Origin of the sequence: Polaribacter sp. WD7, from assembly GCF_003335085.1 — a bacterium.
In the GTDB taxonomy this organism is placed as follows: Bacteria; Bacteroidota; Bacteroidia; order Flavobacteriales; family Flavobacteriaceae; genus Polaribacter.
Window position 1 is genome coordinate 101,140 of sequence record NZ_QPEJ01000015.1, and the last position, 24,949, is coordinate 126,088.

The following is a 24,949-nucleotide window of genomic DNA, read 5'->3' on the forward strand; positions in this document are numbered from 1 at the left end:
CAGATGAAAGACTTCTCTAATTTAATCAGTGCTATAGAAATTACCAATAAAACCAATGCCAAGATAGAAGCTTTGGTTGCTTATTTTAAAACAGCACCAGATAAAGATAAACTTTGGTTAATCGCTTTATTTACGGGTAAAAGACCATCAAGACCCGTAAAATCGACTTTGATGAAAGAATGGTGTATGGAAATTACCCAGCTTCCAGAATGGTTATTTTTAGAAAGTTATAGTACTGTAGGAGATTTAGGAGAAACGTTAGCGCTGTTACTGCCAAATCCAGAAAATCAAATTGAAAAACCACTACATATTTGGATTGAAGAACTCATCCATCTAAAAAATAAAACAGACCTAGAAAAAAAGGAATACGTTTTACATGCTTGGAATGGACTGAATGCACAAGATAGGTTGATTTTTAACAAATTGATTGGTGGAAGTTTCAGGATTGGCGTGTCTAAAAAAACGTTGGTAAATGCACTTTCTAAACTATCGGGTATAGACGGAAACCAGATGATGCACAGTATTATCGGAAATTGGACGCCAGAAAATATCACTTTTGAAGCGTTGTTAAATGGAGAGCATATCAACTACGATAATTCTAAACCTTATCCTTTTTGTTTGGCCTATGCTTTAGAAAAAGAATTAAATGATTTAGGTGACGAAGACGAATGGCAAGTTGAATACAAATGGGATGGAATTCGTGGACAAATCATCAAAAGAAAAGATGAGGTTTTTATTTGGTCTAGAGGAGAAGAATTGGTTACGCAGCAGTTTCCAGAAATCGTTGCTGCGGTCTCTCAATTTAAAGATGATTTTGTGATCGATGGAGAAATTTTAGCTATAAAAGATACTGCCGTTTTACTTTTTAACGATTTGCAAAAACGTTTAAATCGAAAAAATGTTACCAAAAAATTATTAGAAGAAGTTCCTGTAGGTTTGTATATCTACGATATATTAGAATTAAATGGTAAAGATTTACGTGCACATGCTATGGAAGACAGAAGAAATGAACTAGAACAATTGTTTCTTCAAAATAGTAGTAAGATGTTGCAATTATCAGAAGTCATTGATTTTAAAAATTGGAACGAACTAGATGAATTAAGAAATAAAGCAAGAGCTTTTAATTCGGAAGGGTTAATGTTGAAAAAGAAATCGTCAGATTATCATGTGGGCAGAAAAAAAGGAGATTGGTGGAAATGGAAAGTAGATCCGTTAACGATTGATGTAGTCATGATTTACGCTCAAAAAGGAAGTGGAAGGCGAAGTTCTAAATACACCGATTACACTTTTGCTGTAAAAAAAGAAGATAAATTGGTAACGGTTGCCAAGGCTTATTCAGGGTTAACCGATAAAGAAATTACCGAAATTTCTCGTTGGGTAAATAAAAACGCCATAGAAAAATTTGGACCTGTACGCACTGTAAAACCAGAATTAGTTTTTGAAATTGCTTTTGAAGGAATTGCATTAAGTAATCGTCACAAAAGTGGAGTAGCTTTGCGCTTTCCGAGAATGAAGCGTTGGCGAAAAGATAAAACGGTAAAAGATATTGATACGATTGAAAGTGTAAAAGCTTTAATTTAGTCTGTCATTTCGAGCGAAACGAAGTAAAGTCGAGAAATCTTTTTTATTAAGTTAAATTATTATAAGATTTCTCCATAAAATTAAAATGACCAAAAGACCATCAACGAACAACCAAAAACCATCAACCAAAAACTAATAGTGAGCAACTTCAAACAAACCCAAGGCTACCAAATCATTCAAAATTGGATGGAAGAAAAAGGACAGGCTCCTTTTGGTTTTCAGGCTCAAACTTGGGAGCGTTACCATAATAATTATAGCGGAATGGTAGTGGCTCCTACTGGATTTGGAAAAACATTTTCAGTTTTTTTAGCGGTAGTTATCGATTACTTCAATCATCCAGAAAAATACAAAAAGGGATTAAAATTGATATGGATTAGTCCCTTACGATCCTTAGCAAAAGACTTGGCAAAAGCAATGAATCAAGCGGTGGAAGAAATTGGTTTAGATTGGGAAGTTGCCGTTAGAAACGGAGATACACCGACCAATATCCGCAGAAAACAAGAGCGTTTAATGCCAGACGTTTTGTTAACAACACCAGAAACGTTACACCTGTTATTTTCCCAGAAGAAAAATTCGCGTTGGTTTAAAAATACAAACTGTATTGCTGTAGATGAATGGCATGAACTGTTGGGTTCTAAACGAGGAGTAATTACAGAATTGGCTATCGCTAGAATTCGAAGTTTGGCTCCAAAATTACGTGTATGGGGCATCACAGCTACCATCGGTAACTTAGAAGAAGCAAAAAATGTTTTAATGCCTTATCAGGGATTAAAAACAACCATGATAAAAGCCAAAGAGAAAAAGAAAATAGACATTGTTTCTGTATTGCCGGATGAAGTAGAAGAATTGTCTTGGGCAGGACATTTAGGAAAAAAAATGAGTCATAAAATCATTCCGATTATTTATGAACACAATACCACACTTATTTTTACAAATACCAGAAATCAAAGTGAATTATGGTACCAAATTATTATTGAAGAGGCACCAGACTTAATCGGTCAAATTGCTATTCACCATGGATCTATAGATAAAAAGCAACGAAATTTTATTGAAGAAGCTATTTCAGAAGGCATATTAAAAGCAGTAGTTTGTACGTCTTCTTTAGATTTGGGTGTCGATTTTAAACCAGTAGATTGCGTCATTCAAATTGGTTCTGCCAAAGGAATTGCTCGTTTTTTACAACGAGCAGGACGTAGTGGACATTCTCCTTTCGAAGTATCTAAAATGTATGCAGTTCCCACCCATTCGTTGCAATTGATAGAAGTGGCTGCTGTAAAGGAAGCAGTAAAACAAAACGAAATTGAAGCCAGGTATCCCTATGTGTTAACGTACGATATTTTGGTACAATTTTTAGTGACTTTAGCGGTAGGCGAAGGTTTTAAATCAGATGAAACTTTTGAGTTGGTTAAACAAATTCATGCATTTCATTATCTAACAAAAGAAGAATTTGATTGGTGTATTCATTTTATTACCCAAGGAGGACATACGTTGAAGGCGTATGAAGAATTTCATAAAGTAGTGCTAGATGAAGACGGTTTTTATCGGGTAAAAAGTAGAAGAATAGCCATGATGCACCGAATGAATATCGGAGTAATTGTTGGTGAAGTGATGTTGTATGTAAAATTCTTTTCGGGAGGATATATTGGAATGATTGAAGAATTTTTCTTGTCTAAATTAAAAAAAGGAGATGCTTTTGTTTTGGGCGGAAAAGTTGTGGAGCTTAAGCAAATAAAAGACATGACTGCTTTGGTAAAACGTAGTAAATCTAAAAAGGCAATCACACCAAGTTGGTTGGGAGGGAGATTACCCCTAACGTCTTATTTGACTCATTTTTTACGTTTAAAGTTAAGCGATGCCATTACTGCAAAAAAGAAAGAAAAAGAACTCAATTTTTTATTTCCTCTGTTAAAACGTCAAGAAGACAAATCGCACATTCCTAGGCACGACGAATTTTTAACAGAGCTGATTAAAACTAAAGATGGTTACCATCTATTTATGTATCCGTTTGAAGGAAGATTGGTGCATGAAATAATGGCGAGTTTAATTGCGTACAGAATAAGTAAACTAAAACCTTTAACCTTTACAATCGCTCAGAATGATTATGGTTTTGAATTGCTTTCTGATCAAGAAATTCCGATAAACGAATCTAACCTAGCCAATATTTTATCTAAAGAAAATTTAATGCAAGACATTACCGCTAGTATAAATGCCAGCGAAATGGCTTCTCGGAAATTTAGAGATATTGCAGTTATTGCTGGCTTGGTGATTCAATCGCAACCGGGTAATAGAAAAACCAACAAAAGTTTACAATCTTCATCGGGATTAATTTTTAGAGTATTAAGCGATCATGAACCCAATAATTTATTGTTAAAACAAGCGTATAATGAGGTGTTTGATTATGAATTGGAAAAAGTACGATTACAGAAAGCTTTTCAGCGAATATCTGAAAGTAAAATTATTTTGAAAGAAGCTAAAGATTTTACACCTTTGAGCTTTCCTTTAAAGGTAGATAGTTTACGAGGAACTATGAGTAATGAAGAACTCAGTAAACGTATTCAGCGCATTCAAAAACAAGCGTTAAAGTAGTTTTTATCAAGTAAACAGAATGAGGAACGAATGACGAAACATCTTTTTTGTATTAGACTCTTCCTAGGTTCTAGCCTGTTTACCTACAAAGGCATGTTCGGAATGATAAAATGATAAGAATGATTATGAAGATTGTAACTAAAAAGATACAATGCGATAACGAAACTTTAGAAATAACCAACCAAAGAGTAGTTTTTTGGCAAAAAGAAAAAGCCTTAATTTTAAGTGATTTACATATCGGCAAATCTGCTCACTTTCAAAAAAATGGTATTCCGATTCCTTCTTCTATTTTAAGAGAAGATTTATTGCGCTTAGAAAACCTAATTCTTCATTTTAAAGCCACAACTTTACTTATTGTTGGCGATTTGTTTCATGCTGAATACAATACCGATTTAGACGAATTCAAAGTTTGGTTACAACAATTTGAAAATTTGAAAATTCGATTGATAAAAGGGAATCATGATCGATTGTCAAATCGAATTTATAATCAATTTAATATTGAAGTAACTAGTAAAGAATTACAATTATGTTCACTTAAATTTGTACACGATTTTACTTCGATAGACAAAGATTATTTTACAATTTCTGGACATACCCATCCTGGAGTTTTTATAAAAGGAAAAGCAAAGCAACGCATTAAATTACCTTGTTTTCAGGTAACTAAAAACCAACTAATTCTGCCAGCTTTTAGTCTGTTTACAGGGTTAAATACTAAAGGTGCACCCAATAAGTGTAAAAATTATTGCTTTACAGATGATGGGATTTTTGAAGTTTAAATTTCAAAAAACAAGAAACCCTTCAAGATTATTAAAACCTGAAGGGTCTGATATTTAAAAATTTGTGAATCAGTGGCAGTTATTCTTTTATTAAAAAAGCTTTCAAATCTTCATAAGAAGAAGCTTTAATGGCTACTTTTTCTTTGTCAATTACTTTTTTAATTTGTTCAGGAATGCCCACTTTAACAGGAATTACGTCTTCTACAACATCTAAAAATTTTACAGGATGTGCAGTTTCTAAAAATACCCCATATTCGTTTTCTTGTAAACCATACTTTTGCAATCCTAAATAACCTACAGCACCATGAGGGTCTGCAACATAATTAGCGCTGTCGTAAATTTGCTTCATTTTTACACGAGTTTCATCGTCTGTAAAACTATATGAAGAAAATTTATTTTTTAATGCTTCAAAGTTGTTGTCAAATAACTGCTGTATTCTAATAAAATTACTTGGGTTACCCACATCCATAGCATTAGAAATAGTAGCTTTAGAAGGTTTTGGCGTGTAAATTCCTTCTTTCATGTAATTAGGTACAGTGTCGTTTACGTTGGTAGCCGCTACAAAATGTTTAATGGGTAAACCTAATTTTTGAGCTACAATTCCTGCGCAAATATTTCCAAAGTTTCCACTTGGAACAGAAAAAACAATATCTTTATGTTTTTGGTGCAGTTGTTTATAAGCGTAGAAAAAATAGAACATTTGTGGTAACCAACGCGCAATATTTATAGAGTTTGCAGAGGTTAAGGTTCTGCTAATTTCATCATCCAAGAAAGCAGTTTTTACCATGTCTTGGCAATCGTCAAAAACACCATCAACTTCAAGTGCTGTAATATTTTGACCTAAGGTAGTTAATTGTTTTTCTTGAATATCGCTTACTTTTCCCGAAGGATATAAGATAACTACATTAACACCTTTTGCACCTAAAAATCCATTTGCTACTGCACCACCCGTATCTCCAGAAGTAGCTACTAAAACAGTTACTTCATCATCATTACCTTGGTTAAAATATTCCAAGCATTTTGCCATAAATTTAGCACCAACATCTTTAAACGCCATTGTTGGTCCGTGGAATAATTCTAAAGTTCCAATATTTTTATCTACGGGAACTACAGGAAAATCAAAGGAAATTGTTTCTGCTATGATTTCTTTTAGCTTATCCTCAGGAATTTCATTGCCTACAAATTGCTTAATCGCTTCAAATGCAATTTCGTGATTGGAATAATCGGCAATATTATCAATAAATTCTTTTGAAAGTGGTGTAATGTTTTCTGGAAAATATAAACCTCTGTCTGGTGCAATTCCGTTAACAACAGCATGTTTAAATGTTGTTTTTGGTGATTTATGGTGTAAACTGTAATAGTTCATTTGTTTTTTTTTTGATTTTAATTGGTGTTTTTTGTTAGATTATGATCTAAAACAACCAAGCAATAACTACGATAATATTTTTATTCCTTTTTGATTGATTTTAGATATATGAACATCAAAATCAATCCCTATGTTTTTATAGACATTACTCATGCTTTCGGCAACTTTTTTTGCAGTTGCTTCACCCTTACTTAATGCAAATATTGAGGGACCAGAACCAGATATACCGCTGCCTAAGGCACCAGCTTTTATACATTTTTGCTTTACTTCTTCAAAACCCGGAATTAATATAGAACGATAAGGTTCTACGATTTCATCGTGTAATGAATTGCTAATTAAATTATAATCTTCTGTAAATAATCCGCTAATAAGCCCACCTAAATTTCCCATCTGTTTTACAGCTAACTTTAAGGTAACTTGTTGTTTTAATACAGATCTGGAATCTGCTGTTTTAATCTCTATCTGAGGATGAATTACTGTAGCGTACAATTCTTTAGGAGAATTTATTTTAATAACCTCTAATGAAGGTTCATAACTTCTTACCAAGGTAAAACCACCCAATAGTGCAGGTGCTACATTATCTGCATGTGCAGAGCCACTTGCTAATTTTTCGCCTTCCATTGCAAAAGATACCAATTCTTTTGTAATAAAGGGCTCTCCTAATAATGCATTAATACCAAAAACAGCTCCTGCTGCACTAGCAGCAGAACTTCCAATACCGCTTCCTGGTTTTATGTTTTTATAAATTTCAATATCAAAACCAAAATCTGAATCTATTTTTTCTAATAAAGCTAATGCAGCAACCCCAGCTACATTTTTTTTTGCTTCTAAGGGCAATGTTTGTCCTACTATTTTACTAATGGTTATGCCTTTTTCTTTGGTTTTTTTAATAACCATTTCATCACCAACAGTATCTAAGCATAAGCCTAATATGTCAAAACCACAAGATACATTAGCAATGGTTGCAGGTGCAAAAATTTTGATAGAATCCATACCTTTTAAATATTTCCTATTCTAATAATATCTGCAAAAATACCAGAAGCAGTAACATCTGCACCAGCACCAGCACCTTTAATTAATAAAGGGTTTTCTGGATATCTATCTGTAAAGAACAATACGATGTTGTCACTACCTTCTAAATTGTAAAAAGGATGGTCTGAAGGAATGTGTTGCAAACCTACATTTGCTTTTCCATCAACAAATTCGGCAACATATTTTAAGCGACAATCTTTAACATCAGCAGCCTTAAAAATATTTTGAAAGTGTGCTTCATTTTTAGTTAAAGATGCATAAAAATCATCATTGTTGTTCGTATTCAAACTTTCTTCAGGTAAAAAAGCAATCTTTTCTATGTCTCCTAATTCTAAATCATAACCACTTTCTCTTGCAAGAATCAAAATTTTTCTAGCAACATCAACTCCGCTTAAATCAATTTTTGGATCTGGTTCTGTATATCCTTCCTTTTGAGCCTGAGCAACAACATCATGAAACGTAGCATTTTCATTAAAATTATTAAAAACAAAGTTTAAACTTCCAGATAATACTGCTTGAATTTTATGAACTCTATCACCTGAATTGATAAGGTTTTTTAAAGTATCAATAATAGGCAAACCCGCACCAACATTAGTTTCAAATAAAAAAGGTGCATTGTATTTTCTAGAAACAGCTTTTAATGTTTTATAGTTGTCTAACAAAGAAGCACACGCAATTTTATTACATGTAACAACGCCTATACTTTGTCTTAAATAACTTTCATAAACTTCTGATACAGATTGGTTGGCTGTATTGTCTACAAAAACAGAATTTCTTAAATTCATAGATTTTGTTTTATTGTAGAAGTTTTCTAGACTAGTAGGTTCTCCGTTAGCCAAAAGCTCTTTCCAGTTTTTTAAATCAATTCCAGATTCATCAAAAACCATTTTTCTAGAGTTAGATAACCCTATAACTCTAACATTTAGTTTCAAATTCTTTTTAAGAAACTTTTTTTGTTGTGCCAATTGTGCTAACAAACGTTCACCTACATTTCCAACACCTGTTACAAATAAGTTTACTTGTTTTGTTTTTTCTTCAAAAAATTGTTCATGTAAAGTATTTAAAGCCTTTTTAGCATCACTTTTATTAATTACTGCAGAAATATTTTTTTCTGTAGAACCTTGAGCAATTGCTCTAATATTTACGTTATTTTTTCCAAGCGCACTAAACATTTGTCCGCTTAAACCCTGATGATTTTTCATGTTATCACCCACTAAGGCAATAATGCATAAATCTTGTTCTAAAACCACAGGATTAACCTTTTGTTGCTGAATTTCAAATTCAAAAGCTTCATCAATTATAATTTTAGCTTTAGTAGCATCTTCATCTGCAATACCAATGCATATAGACAACTCTGAAGAAGCCTGAGTAATTAAAATAATATTGATATTATGTAGTGAAAGTGCCTCAAACAACCGTTTAGAAAAACCGGGTATACCAACCATTCCACTACCTTCTAAGGTAATTAAGGTAATGTTTTCTACATGACTAATTCCTTTAATGGGTTTTTTAGTGCCTGTTTCTTTCGCTATTAGAGTTCCTTCTTCTTCAGGTTTAAAGGTGTTTTTTATTAAAATTGGAATTTCTTTTTCTAACACAGGTTGTATGGTAGGCGGGTAAATTACTTTGGCACCAAAATGAGACAATTCCATAGCTTCTTGGTAAGAAATGTGAGCAATTGGAAAAGCCTGTTTTACAACACTTGGGTTGGCAGTATACATTCCGCTTACATCTGTCCAAATTTGTAATTCTGTTGCGTTTATTGCTGCGGCTATAATAGCTGCGGTATAATCAGAACCACCTCTTCCTAAGGTTGTTGTAATATTTTCTGCTGTTTTTGCAACAAAACCAGGTAGTAAAGTAACTTGCTTCTGATTACCATTAAAGTAGTTTTGTAGGTTTGCATTTGTAGTAGCAAAATCTACAGTAGCACTTAAATATGTATTAGAAGCAACTATTAATTCTCTTGAATCTTTGTATGCTGTTTCAAAGGACAAATTAGCGGCTTTTGCTATAATGTAAGATGAAAGTAACTCACCAAAACTAGAAATCTTAGCCAATGTTTTTGGAGAAAGTTCTTGCAGTAAAAAACATCCTTCATAAATAGTTTCTAAATGATTGAACAGCTGTTTTACATAACTTATAATGCTACTTTGGTCTTGAATAGGTATTAAGTTTTTAATAACAGAAAAATGATGATTTTCTAAATCTTGTAATATTTTGGTATATTTTTCATCTTTATTTGCCGCTAAATGTGCACCTTCTATTAGTGTATTTGTGGTCTTTCCAAAAGCAGAAACTACCACTGCTATTTTTTGGTTCTTAGATGCTGTCTCTACTATAGCTAAGACCTTTTTTATGTTTTCTGAGTTTGCGACAGATGAACCGCCAAATTTTAATACTTTCATTGGTAATGAATAGTTTGTGTAATTTAAATTGTATTGAACATGTTTCATTTTAATGAAACGATAGATAACCTTTTATGATATGAATATAGTAAAACCCCTAAAGGGTAATTGTAGTATTTGTGCGATTTGTGCGCATAGAAGTACCAACTACAGAAGTAGTTATGGTTGAATTAATATGTAATGGTGCTGTATTCACAAGGCAAAAATAGCAGTATTATTTAATTTTTAGTCTTTCAGTAGTAATTATTTCTTAATTTTAACTAATTTATACAGATTTGTTAAAAATTAAAGGTTTCTAATACGTATCTAATATCATTTAGCAATTTGATTCGTTTTTTCTTTAATGATTAATGCGATAGGTTTGTTTTGAATTTTACTTTCTAGCCAAGATAAAATATCTAAATATAAAAAAGCTCTTTTTTCATAAGGATGATTTTCAAATACCTTTAATTTGGTATGAATCTTTTTAAATTCGTTTTTTATTTCATGCGGAAAAACATCACTTAAATCTCTAATGGAAGTTAAGAATACCTTTTGTACCTCCTGTAAATTTTCCATTTTTAAAAGAAATTTATAGGTATCAACAAATTGCCTTTCTAAGTCATAATCTAAACCACATTCATAGTGTGCTATAAGGTTTAAAATTCTGGCAAAACATTGTAAATCCTCTGCAGAACTTAGGTTTTTAGATTTAATGATTTTTTGTAGATATGCAATACATAACTTGTTTTTGCCCATTCCAAAGTATAAACAAGCTATTTTATAGTAGAGTAAAACAACATAATGATTGTCTAATCTGTTTTTATATTTATCTATTTTAGAATTGATGATTTCAACCAAATATTCACCTTTGTCAAAAGAACCTTCCAAAAAGTGTAAGTGTAATTTATTAGAATAAAAATACAGAAAAATTAAGAGTTCTGTATTGGTGTTCATAGGAATTAATTTCTGGTCTATCTCAGACTCAAAATGACTTAATTCTTTCTTAAAAGTAGTTAAATTTTTAATTAAAAAAGAAGCCTCTAAAAGATAATTCTTAGACTTTAAATAAAATACAGGATGTAAATTAATGAGTTTTTGGCTATTAAAAAGAGCAACACATTTACGAGCATATTTATAACTAAGTAAAAAATCTTGAATTAAAAAACTATGCCACAGATGTGCTTTGTTTAACCACAACCTTTCACGAAAACCCAATTTTTGATAATCATACTTAGGCATTCTTCCGTTAAAATAAGTATCTATAAACTTTAATTCTTTTTTATTTTTTACATACCCGTTTTGTAATAGATGACTATAGAGTTGTAATGATAAGTTAGACAACTTACTAGCAATAACATTTTGCTGGCTTAATTCTTTTGCTTGGATAGATAGTTGGTCTGCTCTATTACTTAAACTTCTTGTAATATATTGTGTTTCTATTACTTTTTCAAGCTCTACAATCTCATAGGCAATGTTTTTTTCTTCATTTTCTAAAGCCATATTTTTGGCTTTATCTAGTAATTTTAAACTTTGTTTATACAAGCCTTTTTGATACAAAACGGTAGCAAAATCTAATTGCTCTCTAATTTGAATACGTACATTTTTATGAGCAGGATTTAAGCGTAGGCTAATTAAAATTTGTTTATACAAATGAGCTTTTAAGTTAGAAAGTTGCTGCTTAGATACAATTCCGCTTCCAATAATTACTTTTTCATCATAAACCTTTAATTTTTCTAAAAATTTAAACAGAGAGAAAAATTTTGCATCAACATTACCGCCTAATCTACCTACATACAAATTAAATTGTCTCTTTTCAGATTTTGTTAAAGATTTAATTAAAACAAAAAGAGCATCATTTTGTTGATTGGCTGATGTAACACTTTTACTCATAAAAAACTAATAATTAGGTGTTTATGTTTTTTTTAATGAAATTAGAAATCGTATAGAACTGTAAAAATAACTATTTATTTTTATCTCTATACTATATATTTGATATATAAATAAGATAATCTTTACAGAAATTATGCAAGATAATAAAGTTCAAATTTTTGATACTACTTTAAGAGATGGAGAGCAAGTTCCTGGTTGTAAATTAGATACGGGTCAGAAGTTGGTAATTGCTGAAAGATTAGATATTTTAGGCGTAAACGTTATTGAAGCAGGTTTTCCTGTTTCTAGTCCTGGAGATTTTAATTCGGTTACAGAAATAGCAAAAATTGTAAAAAATGCCACAGTTTGTGGGTTAACAAGAGCTGTAGAAAATGATATAAAAGTGGCTGCAGAAGCCTTGAAATATGCAAAAATTCCTAGAATTCATACAGGTATAGGTACTAGTGATTCTCATATACAATTTAAATTTAAATCTAATAGAGAAGCTGTTATAGAGCGTGCCGTAAAAGCTGTTTCTTATGCAAAATCTTTTGTTGAAGATGTAGAGTTTTATGCAGAAGATGCAGGAAGAACAGATAATGAATACTTAGCTAAAGTTTGTGAAGCGGTAATAAAAGCAGGAGCAACTGTACTTAACATTCCAGACACCACAGGATATTGCCTACCAGAAGAATATGGTGCAAAAATGAAGTACTTACGAGAGAACGTTAAAGGAATAGACAGGGTAACACTTTCTTGTCATTGTCATAACGATTTAGGTATGGCTACTGCAAATTCAATTTCAGGAGTTATTAATGGAGCTCGTCAAATAGAATGTACTATTAATGGTATTGGAGAAAGAGCAGGAAATACAGCCTTAGAAGAGGTGGTAATGGTGTTAAAACAACATCCATATTTAAATTTAGAAACAAGTATCAATACAAAATTGTTGTATGATACAAGTATCATGGTTCGTGAGAGCATGGGAATGCCAGTACAACCTAACAAAGCTATTGTAGGAGCAAATGCTTTTGCACACAGTTCAGGAATCCATCAAGACGGAGTCATAAAAAATAGAGAAACCTATGAAATTATGAACCCAGAAGATGTAGGTGTTACTGAGAGTGCCATTGTATTAACTGCTAGAAGTGGTAGGGCAGCCTTAGCTTATAGGTCAAAAAAAATTGGTTATGAACTAACTAAATTACAATTAGATGTTGCTTACAAAGAATTTTTACAAACTGCAGATCAACAAAAAGAAGTAAAAGATGAGGATATTCATAATATTATGAAAGAAGTGAATAAAACTTCAAAAATTGCATTGCCATAGAAAAAAAATCAACCTTAAACTTTGTCTTCATTGGTAGTTGTGAGTTTTAAGTTAACTATTTAAAATAAACAGCTACCTTTGATTAGACAAACAAGAGTAAGATCATAATGAAATTTACATTCGCAGTTATCTCAGGAGATGGTATTGGTCCAGAAGTAACCAATCAAGCAAAAAAAGCCTTGGAAGCAGTTGCAGAGGTTTACAATCATGTTTTTTTATATAAAGATGCAAAGATAGGAGCATGTGCAATAGATGAAAAAGGAGTGCCGCTTCCAGAAGAAACCATAAAAATTTGTAAAGAAGCAGACGCTATTTTATATGGTGCAGTAGGAGATATCAAATACGACAACAATCCGTCTTCTAAAATAAGACCAGAACAAGGTATATTACAGTTAAGACAAGAATTAAAATTGTTTTGTAATATCAGGCCTATAAAAGCTTACAATAAACTTCTTAAAAATTCTCCTCTAAAAAGAGAGGTAGTTTCAGGAACAGATGTAGCTATTTTTAGAGAATTAACAGGAGGAATTTACTTTGGTAAAAAAGAACTGAGTAAAGACGGTAAGATAGCTTTTGATGGTTGTCAATACTCAGAAGAAGAGATTTTAAGAGTTGCACATTTGGCGTTTAAAGCAGCAGGTGAGAGAAGAAAAAAAGTAACTTTGGTAGATAAGGCAAATGTGCTAGAAACCTCAAGACTTTGGAGAAGAGTAGTTACAGAGGTTGCTAAAGAGTATGAAGATGTATCTCTAGATTTTATGTTGGTAGACAACGCAACAATGCAGATAGTTCTAAACCCAAAACAGTTTGATGTTATCTTAACAGAAAATCTTTTTGGAGATATCATTTCTGATGTTGCCACGGTTATTGGTGGTTCTATTGGTATGCTAGCAGCAAGTTCTATAGGTGAAAAACATGCTTTGTTTGAACCAATTCATGGGTCTTACCCACAAGCAGCAGGTAAAGATATTGCCAATCCGTTGGCTTCTATTATATCTGCAGCAATGATGTTAGAGTACTTGGGCTTAGAAGATGAGGCAGATGCTATACATAGAGCAGTTCAAAAATCTTTAGATTTAGGAATTACCACAAAAGACTTAAAAGCAAAAAATCAAACAGCAGCATTAACTTCTAAAGTAGGAGATTTTATTGCTGATTATATAGAGAATCAAGAAGATAGTAATATGAATTTTAAAAACATTCATATGGGACAAAGTACAATCATATAAATAATTACAATATTATTTGGAAAGTTAAATTTATTTTTCAAATATTTGAACTCACTATGATAAAACAATTTGTAAATATAATTTCTATTATCGTTGTCATCGTAATTATTACGACATGATAAGGAAGTGATATTTTTACATAAAATTTAAATAAAAACCTTCCACTAATATGGAAGGTTTTTTATTGCATTTATTTAAACGATTGGACATCATAATAGAGTATGGTTAAATAATTAAATAACAGCATTTTATGTATTATTTTTAACACTTGAAATTAAAGTATTTCATTGAATTTTATGCAAAGAAAATAGAGAAATAGAATAATTTAGTCAACAAAATTAAGATTTAATTAAATGAAACTTAACAAACATAGTAGCAGATTAACACAAGACGAATCTCAACCAGCATCTCAAGCCATGTTGTATGCAGCAGGTTTAACGGATGAAGATATGCAGAAAGCACAAGTTGGTATTGCTAGTACAGGATATGATGGAAATCCATGTAATATGCATTTAAATCGTCTAAAAGACGAGGTCAAAATAGAGTGTAATATTGCTGATATGGTAGGGTTAGGATTCAATACCATTGGTGTTTCTGATGGAATTTCTATGGGAACTTCTGGTATGAATTACTCACTAGTTTCTAGAGATATTATTGCAGATTCTATGGAAACTGTAATGAACGCTCAAAGTTACGATGCATTAGTGGCTATTGTTGGTTGCGATAAAAATATGCCTGGAGCCATTATGGCAATGTTACGTTTAAATCGTCCATCAATTATGATGTATGGTGGTTCTACTGCATCAGGTAAATACAAAGGTAAAAAATTAAATATAGTTTCTGCTTTTGAAGCATTAGGTCAAAAGGTAGCAGGAGAAATTGATGAAGCAGAATATAAAGAAATTATTAAAAGAGCAATTCCAGGAGCAGGAGCTTGTGGGGGTATGTATACTGCAAATACAATGGCTTCTGCTATAGAGTGTATGGGATTTGCATTGCCTTACAATTCATCTATTCCTGCTGAGAATCCTAACAAATTATCAGAAGCAGAAAGAACAGCAAGAGCTATTAAAAATTTACTAGAGTTAGATTTAAAACCTTTAGATATCATCTCTAAAAAATCTATAGAAAATGCAGTTACTTTAGTTAATGCTTTAGGAGGTTCTACCAACGCTGTATTACATTTTTTAGCGATTGCGCATGCTGCTGATATCGATTTTAAGTTAGAAGATTTTCAAAGAGTTTCTGATAGAACACCTTTAATAGGCGATTTAAAACCTTCAGGTAAATACTTAATGGAAGATGTTCATGGAATTGGAGGAATTCCTGCAATTATGAAATATTTATTAGATAATGGGTATTTGCATGGAGATTGTATGACGGTTACAGGTAAAACATTAGCCGAAAATTTAGCAGATGTAGAAGCAATTGAATTTGAAGAACAAGATATTGTATATCAAAAAGAAAATGCATTAAAGAAATCTGGAAACTTACAGATCTTATATGGAAATCTTGCTGAAGAAGGGGCAGTGGCCAAAATTTCAGGAAACGAAGGTTTATTGTTTGAAGGAAAGGCAGTAGTTTACGATGGTGAGCAAGCTGCAAATACAGGAATTTCAAACGGAGAAGTAGAAAGAGGAGATGTGGTTGTCATTAGGTATGTTGGACCAAAAGGAGGCCCAGGAATGCCAGAAATGCTAAAGCCAACATCATTAATTATGGGAGCAGGTTTAGGGAAATCTGTAGCATTAATTACAGATGGTCGTTTCTCAGGAGGTACTCATGGTTTTGTTGTGGGTCATATTACACCAGAAGCTATTAATGGCGGAGCTATTGGGCTCATAGAAACAGGAGATAAAATTAGAATTAGTGCAGAAGATAACACTATAAATGTTTTAATTTCTGATGAAGAATTGGCAGAAAGAAGAGCAAAATGGACAGCTCCTGAGCCAAAACATAAAAAAGGAATTTTATATAAATACGCAAAAACTGTAGCATCCGCATCTAAAGGATGTGTTACAGATGCTTAAAAATAAGAATATGGATACACAAACCATAAAAACAGCACAAAAATCTACCAAAGCTACAGAGCGTATTTCTGGTAGTGAGGCCATTGTAAGATGTTTGATAGAAGAAGGTGTAGATATCATCTACGGTTATCCTGGAGGAGCAATTATGCCTGTATATGATGAATTGTATAAGTATCAAGATAAAATTCATCACGTTTTAACAAGGCATGAGCAAGGTGCAACACATTCTGCTCAAGGATATGCAAGAATTTCTGGAAAAGTTGGAGTAGCTATGGCTACTTCTGGACCCGGAGCAACCAATTTAATTACTGGTATTGCAGACGCACAAATAGACTCTACACCAATGGTGTGCATTACTGGGCAAGTACCATCACATTTATTGGGTTCAGATGCATTTCAAGAAACAGATATTGTTGGTATTTCTACGCCAGTAACAAAATGGAATTGTCAAGTAACCAGAGCTGAAGATATTCCTGTAGCTATTGCAAAAGCATTTTACATAGCAAAAAGCGGAAGACCAGGGCCAGTTTTAGTAGATATTACTAAAGATGCGCAGTTTAACGAGTTTGATTTTTCGTATGAAAAGTGTACAAAAGTTAGAAGTTACAATCCTGTACCAAAAACAGATATTACAAAAGTAGAAGCAGCAGCACAATTAATTAACAATGCAAAAAAACCATTAATTGTTTGGGGGCAAGGTGTAATTTTAAGTGAAGCAGAACAACAATTAAAAGCAGTTGTAGAAAAAGGAGGGATTCCTGCAGCTTGGACTATCTTAGGTGCCTCTGCAATTCCAACTTCTCATCCCTTAAATGTAGGTATGGTAGGTATGCATGGTAATTATGCACCCAACATGTTAACCAATGAATGCGATGTTTTAATTGCTATAGGAATGCGTTTTGATGATCGTGTTACGGGTAGTTTAAATACCTATGCAAAACAAGCTAAAGTTATTCATTTTGAAATTGATCCTGCAGAAATTGATAAAAATGTAAAAACTGATGTAGCTGTTTTAGGTGATGCAAAAACAAGTTTAGACATGTTATTGCCAATACTAGATAAAAAAGAACATAAAGATTGGCATCAGCAATTTAAAGATTTATATGCTATAGAATATGATAAGGTAATTAAAGATGATATTCATCCAACCAAAGAAGGTTTAACAATGGGTGAAGTTTTAAAAGAAATAAATAGTCAAACAAAAGGAGAAGCCGCAATTGTAACCGATGTAGGTCAGCACCAAATGGTAGCGTGTAGATATGCAGATTTTAACGTGTCAAAAAGTAACATTACTTCTGGAGGATTAGGTACTATGGGCTTTGGTTTACCAGCAGCAATTGGAGCAAAAATGGCAGCACCAGAGCGCGAGGTAGTTTCTATTTCTGGTGATGGAGGATATCAAATGACTATTCAAGAATTGGGTACTATCTTTCAACAAAAAGCAGCGGTTAAAGTAGTGGTGTTAAATAATGACTTTTTAGGTATGGTACGTCAATGGCAGCAATTATTTTTTGACAAACGTTACGCCTCTACAGAAATGGTAAATCCTAATTTTGTAGCCATTGCAGAAGGGTATTATATCAAAGCAAAAAAAGTAACAAAAAGAGAAGAATTGGCAGATGCAGTAGCAGAAATGATAGCAAGTAAAGAAGCGTATTTCTTAGAAGTTTGTGTAGAGAAAGAAGACAATGTATTTCCAATGATTCCATCAGGAGCAAGTGTTTCAGATATAAGATTAGAATAAGATGAGTACAGAAGAAAAACAGCTTTATACAGTATCAATTTATACTGAAAACAATATAGGATTGTTGAATAGAATTTCAGCAATCTTTCAAAGAAGACATATTAATATAGAAAGTTTAAATACTTCTCCTTCAGAAATAGAAGGCGTTTCTAAATTTATAATTGTTGTAAACGTAACAGAAGATAGTATTAAAAAAATTATTGGTCAAATAGAAAAACAAGTAGAGGTAATAAAAGCTTACTACCACAGTCTTGATGAAATTATTTATCAAATAACAGGTTTATTTAAAATTAAATCAGAATTGTTATTTGAAGAGCGCCAAATCCAAAATATTATTAAAGAAAGTAACGCAAGAATAGTTACTGTAAATAAAGAATTTTTTGTTTTAGAAAAAGCAGGGAAGAAAGAAGAGGTTGTAGATTTATACAACCAATTAAGTCAATTTGGTATCATGCAATACACAAGAACAGGATTAATTGCTGTTACCAAAGAAGAAATGAAAATATCATCATTATTACAAACATTCAACAATTAAATATACAACAATGTCAAATTATTTTAACACACTAACATTAAGAGAAAAATTAGAGCAGTTAGGAAAATGTCGTTTTATGGACGCTTCAGAATTTGAAGGCGGAGTAGCAGCATTAAAAGGAAAGAAAATTGTTATTGTGGGCTGTGGAGCTCAAGGTTTAAACCAAGGGCTTAACATGAGAGATTCTGGTTTAGATATTTCTTATGCATTACGTCAAGCAGCTATAGATCAAAAAAGAGATTCTTTTGTAAATGCATCTTCTAACAATTTTACTGTTGGTACTTATGAAGATTTATTACCATCTGCAGATTTAGTAATCAATCTTACTCCAGATAAACAACACACCAATGTTGTAAAAACGGTAATGCCGTTAATGAAAAAAGGAGCAACATTAAGTTATTCTCACGGTTTTAACATTGTTGAAGAAGGAATGCAAATTCGTGAAGACTTAACTGTAATTATGGTTGCACCAAAATGTCCTGGTTCTGAGGTTCGTGAAGAATACAAAAGAGGATTTGGAGTACCAACCTTAATTGCTGTTCACCCAAATAACGACCCAGAAAATAAAGGTTGGGCACAAGCAAAAGCTTACGCAGTTGCAACAGGTGGTCATAGAGCTGGTGTATTAGAATCTTCTTTCGTAGCAGAGGTAAAGTCAGACTTAATGGGAGAACAAACTATTTTGTGTGGTTTGTTACAAACAGGTGCAATTTTGTCTTTTGATAAAATGGTAGAAGAAGGTATAGATGCTGGTTATGCTGCAAAGTTAATTCAATACGGTTGGGAAACTGTAACAGAGGCTTTAAAACATGGTGGTATCACAAACATGATGGACAGATTGTCTAACCCTGCAAAAGTAGAGGCTTTTAGAATTTCTGAAGAATTGAAAGACATCATGCGTCCATTATTCCAAAAGCATATGGATGATATTATGACCGGTCATTTCTCTAAAACAATGATGGAAGATTGGGCAAATGGTGATGCTAATTTATTAAAATGGAGAGCTGCTACAGGTGAAACTGCTTTTGAAAAACAAGAAATAACTTCTGATGAAATTTCTGAGCAAGAGTATTTTGATCATGGTACGTTACTAGTTGCTTTTGTAAGAGCTGGTGTAGAATTAGCGTTTGAGGCAATGACAGAATCTGGAATTATAGAAGCATCTGCTTACTATGAGTCTTTACACGAAACACCATTAATTGCAAATACAATTGCACGTAAGAAATTATTTGAGATGAATCGTGTAATTTCTGATACTGCAGAATATGGTTGTTATTTATTTGATCATGCGTGTAAACCTTTATTAACAGACTTTATGAAAACCGTTTCTACAAACGTAATTGGTAAGTCATTTAGTTCAAATAATGGTGTAGACAACCAAGAGTTAATTAAAATTAACGCAATTATTAGAAATCATCCAGTAGAAATTGTAGGAGAGCAACTTAGAGCTTCTATGACAGCTATGAAAGTAATAAAATCTGAAGCTTAATAACTAAGATTTTTAATCATAATAAACCTGTCAGAAGTAAAAACCTGACAGGTTTTCTTTTATATTAGAGTTATGTACACCAACCCAACTTATTTTCCAACGGTAGACAATGTAAAGAAAGCAGCTAAAAACTTACACGGAGTTGCTTCTAAAACTCCTTTAAGTAAAAATAATAACCTTTCTAAACAATTTGATGCAAGTGTTTTCTTTAAAAGAGAAGATTTACAAGTAGTTCGGTCTTATAAAATTAGAGGAGCTTATAATAAAATGTCTTTTTTAAGTGATGTTGAAAAGCAACGCGGAATTGTATGTGCAAGTGCAGGAAATCATGCACAAGGAGTAGCGTTGTCTTGTAAGTTGTTGCAAATAAAAGGAACTATTTTTATGCCATTACCAACTCCAAATCAAAAGATAGAACAAGTAAAGATGTTTGGAGAAAATTTTATTGAGGTAATTATAGAGGGAGATACATTTGATGATGCTTACAATGCTGCAAAGGTAGAATGCGATCAAAAAAATAAAACTTTTATTCATCCTTTTGATGATGAAAAGGTTATTGAGGGGCAAGCAACAGTTGGTTTAGAAATTTTAGAGCAAATTAATGGTAATATTGATTATGTTTTTGTGCCTATTGGAGGAGGAGGATTATCATCAGGATTGTCATCAATATTTAAAGAATTATCACCAAAGACAAAAATTATTGGTGTAGAACCAGAAGGAGCCCCATCAATGTTAACCTCTATCAACAATAATAAAAATACAATTTTAGAGAAAATAGATCCGTTTGTAGATGGTGCAGCTGTAAAAAAAGTAGGAGCTTTAAATTTTGAAATCTGTAAGAAGAATTTGTATGAAGTAATTACGGTTCCTGAAGGAAAAATCTGTCAGACCATTTTAGATTTATACAATAAAGATGCTATTGTAGTAGAGCCTGCAGGGGCATTAAGTATAGCCGCCTTAGATTATTTTGCTGATGATATTAAAGGTAAAAATATAGTTTGTGTAGTTAGCGGAAGTAATAATGATATTACTAGAACTGCAGAAATTAAAGAACGAGCCTTATTGCATGCGAATTTAAAACACTATTTTATTGTAAAATTTCCTCAAAGAGCAGGAGCGTTAAAAGAATTTGTGGTAGAAATCTTAGGTCCCAATGATGACATTACGCATTTTGAATATACTAAGAAAAATAATAGAACAAACGGAGCAGCTGTGGTAGGTTTAGAACTAAAATCGGCTAAAGATTTGGTACCATTAATTCAAAGAATGAAAGACAATGATTTCTTTGGAGATTATTTAAACGATAAGCCAGATTTATTTCAGTTTTTAGTTTAAAACAGCAAGACTAAATTTTACGAAAACTCGAAATCATTTTCGTTAATAATTGCAAATATCTAGCAATAACCTACAATTTTTTGCTAATTTCGTTGAAAAATATCGACTAAAATTGATAAAAAACAATTTATGAAAACTAACTTTCAAGAAATACCTGATAAGTATCAAGTTACAGAATTAAAACATCAAAAAACTTATTTGGTAGGAGGAGAATTAAAAGAATGGAAAGGTGAAATGGCAGAAGTATATTCTACAATTTCATCTACAGAAAAATACAAACCTACACTTTTAGGTACCGTACCAAACCTAACAGAAAAGGAAGGTCTAGAGGCCTTACATTCTGCATATAGAGCTTATGATAAAGGTCAGGGTTTATGGCCTACAATGCGTGTTGCCGATAGAATAGAATGTATGGAGGAGTTTGCTTCTCAAATGAAAACAAAACGTGATGAGGTTGTAAAGTTATTAATGTGGGAAATTGGAAAATCTTTACCAGATTCTCAAAAAGAATTTGATAGAACTGTAGAGTATATTTACGATACTATTGAAGATTATAAACAAATGGATAGAGACTCTGCTAAGTTTGAAAAAAACAGTGGAGTATATGCACATGTAAGACGTGGACCAGTTGGAGTTGTTTTGTGTTTAGGGCCTTACAATTACCCATTAAACGAAACGTTTGCACTGCTTATACCTGCCCTAATTATGGGTAATACGGCTATCTTTAAACCTGCAAAACATGGAGTATTATTATTATCTCCATTAATGGAAGCATTTCAAAACTCTTTTCCAGAAGGTGTAGTAAATGTTATCTATGGTAGAGGTAGAGTTTTAGCAACTCCTATAATGAAAACAGGTAAAATAGATGTGTTGGCTTTAATTGGTAATAGCAAATCTGCTAACGCTATACAGGCAAATCATCCATACAAAAATAGGTTACGTTTAGTATTAGGTTTAGAAGCTAAAAACCCTGGAATTGTATTACCAGATGCCGATTTAGATTTAGCAATTAATGAATGTGTTACAGGTAGTACTTCTTTTAACGGACAAAGATGTACTGCATTAAAAGTATTGTATGTACATGAGCATATTGTAGATAAATTTAATAAACGATTTGCAGAAAAAATTGATGCTCTAAAATTTGGAAATCCTTGGGAAGATGGTGTAAAGTTAACTCCACTACCAGAACCAGGAAAACCAGCATATATTCAAGAGTTGATAGATGATGCTAAAGAAAAAGGTGCAAAAATTATTAATAAAAAAGGAGGAGAAACTACAGATAATTACATTTTTCCTGCAGTAATATATCCTGTATCTAAAGATATGAGAGTGTATGAAGAGGAACAATTTGGTCCTATTATACCTATAGTTTCTTTTAAGAATATTCAAGAGCCTTTAGATGACATGGCAGAGTCTAATTATGGGCAACAAGTAAGTGTTTTTGGTAGTGATGTTAGAACTTTAGCTCCTTTAATAGATACCTTGGTAAACCTTGTATGTAGAGTAAACTTAAATAGTGCAGCACAAAGAGGTCCAGATGTGTATCCATTTACAGGTAGAAAAGATTCTGCAGTTGGTACTTTAAGTGTGCATGACGCTTTACGTTCTTTTTCTATTAGAACTTTTGTAGCTTCTAAAGATACAGAATATAACAATGCAATTTTAGAAGAGTTATTAGATAAAAAAGCATCTAACTTTATAAGTACAGATTACCTTTTGTAAGAAAAAAAACATATAAATTTTTTAAAACCTCGCTTTTAGCGAGGTTTTTCATTTGCAATATTTTAAATGAGTACAGATTTAATTTGTATGAGTTCAGTAAAGAAATCCATCTAATTTACCTTTGAATTGAACTTAAAAACAAATAAAATGAAAACTATAAAGATATTAGTAGTGGCTGCAACAGTGGCGTTTACATCTTGTAATACAAAAAATGAAAAAACAAACATAGAGCTAAAAGATGGTACAAATGTATATTACAATGCATATGATGAAACAGCATTATCCATTGACGGATGGAACGCTTTTGCAGATGCTAATGAAACACTGTTAGGTTTAGATAAAAAATCTTATGAAATTTCAACAGAACGTATAGAAAATTTAGATGAATCAATTACTAATCTGTCAGGTACAATTCCTGCATCTTTAAAGACAGAAGAAGTTTTAGAAGATATAAGTGATGTAAATGAAGAATATAGAAAATTGGTGGATGAGCTAAATGAACCCCAAAAAAATATAAAACAAAATATAGAAGAATTGGTAGAGAAGTTTGACGATTTACGTGAAGAACTAAATGAAACTGTAGAAGATTATGTTTCGTAATTAATGGTTATGTGATTAAAAGGGAGGCTATGTGGTCTTCCTTTTTTTTTTTTAATTAAACCATAACAATTAACAAAAATTTTATATGAGTTAATGTAAAGGTTAATGACCATTTATTTTTGTACAAAATTATATACAATCATGAAAAATTACCTCTCAAAAATTACACTAAAAACCACAATACTATTAATGACACTATTTCTTTGCATTAGTTTTTTAAGAGCACAAGAAAAGAAAAAATCTAGTGGATTAGACAACTTTGTAGAAACATTTACTTTTTATCCAAATAAGAATAAAGTAGCGCAAGACTCAACCCTATACCTTTCAAAAATTATTACAGCTCCTATTATTAGTTATTCACCAGAAACAAGTTTAGGTTTTGGCCTTGGAGCAAAATATTTATTTAAATTTAAAGGAAGTGGAGAGGAAACAAGAACTTCTAATATGCCCGTTTCTTTATTATATACTTTAAACAATCAGTTTTTTATCTATTCTGGATTTGAGATTTTTACAAACCAAGAAAAGTGGGTCATTTCGGGTAATATTGCTTTTCAAAATTATCCAAGGTTTTACTACGGAATAGGAAGAAATACACCAAAAACAAATGAAGAAATTTATGATAACTTTCAAGTTCTTGTAGAACCTATTCTTTTAAAAAGAGCGTTTGCAAGATATTTATTTTTAGGAGGTGGTTTTAGATTTAATAAAATTTATGATACTGAAGTAGAACCTGGTGGATTGTTAGATACAAACAGACCTTCAGGTTTTGACGGTTCTACATCAACTGGTTTAGAATTGGCATTATTGTACGATAGTAGAGATAATATCTTAAATGCTTCTAAAGGATGGTATTTTGAACTTACTAAAGGTTTTTATAACACCTCTTTAGGCGGTACGCATAACTTTGATTTAACTCGTTTTGACCTACGTCACTATATAAAAGTTTCTAAAAAAAATGATGATGTTTTGGCTTTTCAAGCTGTAGGACATTTTTCTAATGGAGATGTCCCTTTAGCAGAACTTGCTCTATTAGGAAATGAGCGTATTATGAGAGGATATATTGAAGGTAGGTTTATAGAAGAAAATTTAGTAGCGGCTCAGGTAGAATATAGAAAAACATTTAAAGATAGTCGTTTTGGTTTTGTAGCTTTTTTAGGTGCAGGAGACGTATTTAACAAATCAAGAGATCTAAAAGTTAACGACTTAAAATTGAATTACGGAGCAGGTTTACGCTTTATGTTAGATAAAAAAGAAAGATTAAATATAAGATTTGATTTTGGATCAGGTAACGAAACAGATGGTAATTTCTATATCAACATTGCAGAGGCGTACTAG

17 protein-coding genes are annotated in these 24,949 nt (G+C 32.0%); 13 read left to right on the plus strand and 4 right to left on the minus strand.

The window, feature by feature from the left end; genetic code table 11:
* Positions 1-3 precede the first annotated feature (3 nt).
* The 3 genes from DUT90_RS03035 to pdeM all read left to right on the plus strand — a co-directional run bounded on the left by DUT90_RS03035 (position 4) and on the right by pdeM (position 4,943).
* Positions 4-1,581 carry an ATP-dependent DNA ligase gene (locus tag DUT90_RS03035; protein ID WP_114425259.1) on the plus strand — a complete coding sequence of 526 codons (1,578 nt, stop codon included), beginning with the start codon at positions 4-6 and terminating at the stop codon, positions 1,579-1,581.
* A gap of 138 nt (positions 1,582-1,719) precedes the next feature.
* On the plus strand, positions 1,720-4,167 hold the full coding sequence (locus DUT90_RS03040) for a ligase-associated DNA damage response DEXH box helicase (protein ID WP_258848490.1): 2,448 nt from the start codon (positions 1,720-1,722) through the stop codon (positions 4,165-4,167).
* A gap of 125 nt (positions 4,168-4,292) precedes the next feature.
* Positions 4,293-4,943, plus strand: coding sequence for a ligase-associated DNA damage response endonuclease PdeM (gene pdeM / locus DUT90_RS03045; RefSeq protein WP_114425626.1), 651 nt, complete (start codon positions 4,293-4,295; stop codon positions 4,941-4,943).
* A 79-nt stretch (positions 4,944-5,022) separates the two neighbouring features.
* Here pdeM and thrC read toward each other — a convergent pair whose 3' ends face one another.
* From thrC to DUT90_RS03065, 4 genes are all read right to left on the minus strand, one after another.
* A complete protein-coding gene (gene thrC / locus DUT90_RS03050; RefSeq protein WP_114425263.1) occupies positions 5,023-6,309 on the minus strand; it encodes a threonine synthase in 1,287 nt (428 codons plus the stop codon).
* Between the two features lie 66 nt (positions 6,310-6,375).
* Entirely contained in the window at positions 6,376-7,302 is a 927-nt protein-coding gene (locus DUT90_RS03055) for a homoserine kinase (RefSeq protein ID WP_114425265.1), read from the minus strand.
* A gap of 5 nt (positions 7,303-7,307) precedes the next feature.
* A complete protein-coding gene (gene thrA, locus DUT90_RS03060) occupies positions 7,308-9,749 on the minus strand; it encodes a bifunctional aspartate kinase/homoserine dehydrogenase I (protein ID WP_114425267.1) in 2,442 nt (813 codons plus the stop codon).
* Positions 9,750-10,061: 312 nt separating this feature from the next.
* Entirely contained in the window at positions 10,062-11,621 is a 1,560-nt protein-coding gene (locus tag DUT90_RS03065) for a hypothetical protein (RefSeq protein WP_114425269.1), read from the minus strand.
* Positions 11,622-11,754: 133 nt separating this feature from the next.
* Here DUT90_RS03065 and DUT90_RS03070 point away from each other — a divergent pair, with 133 nt between their 5' ends.
* The 10 genes from DUT90_RS03070 (at position 11,755) to DUT90_RS03115 (ending at position 24,949) form a co-directional block, all read left to right on the plus strand.
* On the plus strand, positions 11,755-12,930 hold the full coding sequence (locus DUT90_RS03070) for a 2-isopropylmalate synthase (RefSeq protein ID WP_114425271.1): 1,176 nt from the start codon (positions 11,755-11,757) through the stop codon (positions 12,928-12,930).
* A 107-nt stretch (positions 12,931-13,037) separates the two neighbouring features.
* On the plus strand, positions 13,038-14,159 hold the full coding sequence (gene leuB, locus DUT90_RS03075; protein ID WP_114425273.1) for a 3-isopropylmalate dehydrogenase: 1,122 nt from the start codon (positions 13,038-13,040) through the stop codon (positions 14,157-14,159).
* Between the two features lie 353 nt (positions 14,160-14,512).
* Positions 14,513-16,189, plus strand: a complete 1,677-nt coding sequence (gene ilvD, locus DUT90_RS03080; protein WP_114425275.1) for a dihydroxy-acid dehydratase — start codon at positions 14,513-14,515, stop codon at positions 16,187-16,189.
* 10 nt (positions 16,190-16,199) lie between these two features.
* Complete coding sequence (gene ilvB, locus DUT90_RS03085; RefSeq protein ID WP_114425277.1) at positions 16,200-17,933, plus strand: biosynthetic-type acetolactate synthase large subunit; 1,734 nt, start codon at positions 16,200-16,202, stop codon at positions 17,931-17,933.
* Between the two features lies 1 nt (position 17,934).
* Positions 17,935-18,468 carry an acetolactate synthase small subunit gene (ilvN, locus tag DUT90_RS03090; protein ID WP_114425279.1) on the plus strand — a complete coding sequence of 178 codons (534 nt, stop codon included), beginning with the start codon at positions 17,935-17,937 and terminating at the stop codon, positions 18,466-18,468.
* A gap of 10 nt (positions 18,469-18,478) precedes the next feature.
* Entirely contained in the window at positions 18,479-19,957 is a 1,479-nt protein-coding gene (gene ilvC / locus DUT90_RS03095) for a ketol-acid reductoisomerase (protein WP_114425281.1), read from the plus strand.
* 72 nt (positions 19,958-20,029) lie between these two features.
* On the plus strand, positions 20,030-21,292 hold the full coding sequence (gene ilvA / locus DUT90_RS03100) for a threonine ammonia-lyase IlvA (RefSeq protein WP_114425283.1): 1,263 nt from the start codon (positions 20,030-20,032) through the stop codon (positions 21,290-21,292).
* A 129-nt stretch (positions 21,293-21,421) separates the two neighbouring features.
* Positions 21,422-23,014 carry an NADP-dependent glyceraldehyde-3-phosphate dehydrogenase gene (locus DUT90_RS03105; protein WP_114425286.1) on the plus strand — a complete coding sequence of 531 codons (1,593 nt, stop codon included), beginning with the start codon at positions 21,422-21,424 and terminating at the stop codon, positions 23,012-23,014.
* Positions 23,015-23,161: 147 nt separating this feature from the next.
* Positions 23,162-23,614: a hypothetical protein gene (locus DUT90_RS03110; protein ID WP_114425288.1), complete on the plus strand. Its 453-nt coding sequence runs from the start codon at positions 23,162-23,164 to the stop codon at positions 23,612-23,614.
* 189 nt (positions 23,615-23,803) lie between these two features.
* Positions 23,804-24,949 (plus strand): BamA/TamA family outer membrane protein, encoded by a 1,146-nt coding sequence (locus tag DUT90_RS03115; protein ID WP_114425628.1) that lies wholly within the window; start codon positions 23,804-23,806, stop codon positions 24,947-24,949.

Coding starts and splice junctions, on each gene's coding strand:
- DUT90_RS03035 (WP_114425259.1), top strand. CDS start 4: ATGAAAGACTTCTCTAATTTAATCAGTGCTATAGAAATTACCAATAAA.
- pdeM (WP_114425626.1), top strand. CDS start 4,293: ATGAAGATTGTAACTAAAAAGATACAATGCGATAACGAAACTTTAGAA.
- thrC (WP_114425263.1), bottom strand. CDS start 6,309: ATGAACTATTACAGTTTACACCATAAATCACCAAAAACAACATTTAAA.
- DUT90_RS03055 (WP_114425265.1), bottom strand. CDS start 7,302: ATGGATTCTATCAAAATTTTTGCACCTGCAACCATTGCTAATGTATCT.
- thrA (WP_114425267.1), bottom strand. CDS start 9,749: ATGAAAGTATTAAAATTTGGCGGTTCATCTGTCGCAAACTCAGAAAAC.
- DUT90_RS03065 (WP_114425269.1), bottom strand. CDS start 11,621: ATGAGTAAAAGTGTTACATCAGCCAATCAACAAAATGATGCTCTTTTT.
- DUT90_RS03070 (WP_114425271.1), top strand. CDS start 11,755: ATGCAAGATAATAAAGTTCAAATTTTTGATACTACTTTAAGAGATGGA.
- leuB (WP_114425273.1), top strand. CDS start 13,038: ATGAAATTTACATTCGCAGTTATCTCAGGAGATGGTATTGGTCCAGAA.
- ilvD (WP_114425275.1), top strand. CDS start 14,513: ATGAAACTTAACAAACATAGTAGCAGATTAACACAAGACGAATCTCAA.
- ilvB (WP_114425277.1), top strand. CDS start 16,200: ATGGATACACAAACCATAAAAACAGCACAAAAATCTACCAAAGCTACA.
- ilvN (WP_114425279.1), top strand. CDS start 17,935: ATGAGTACAGAAGAAAAACAGCTTTATACAGTATCAATTTATACTGAA.
- ilvC (WP_114425281.1), top strand. CDS start 18,479: ATGTCAAATTATTTTAACACACTAACATTAAGAGAAAAATTAGAGCAG.
- ilvA (WP_114425283.1), top strand. CDS start 20,030: ATGTACACCAACCCAACTTATTTTCCAACGGTAGACAATGTAAAGAAA.
- DUT90_RS03105 (WP_114425286.1), top strand. CDS start 21,422: ATGAAAACTAACTTTCAAGAAATACCTGATAAGTATCAAGTTACAGAA.
- DUT90_RS03110 (WP_114425288.1), top strand. CDS start 23,162: ATGAAAACTATAAAGATATTAGTAGTGGCTGCAACAGTGGCGTTTACA.
- DUT90_RS03115 (WP_114425628.1), top strand. CDS start 23,804: ATGACACTATTTCTTTGCATTAGTTTTTTAAGAGCACAAGAAAAGAAA.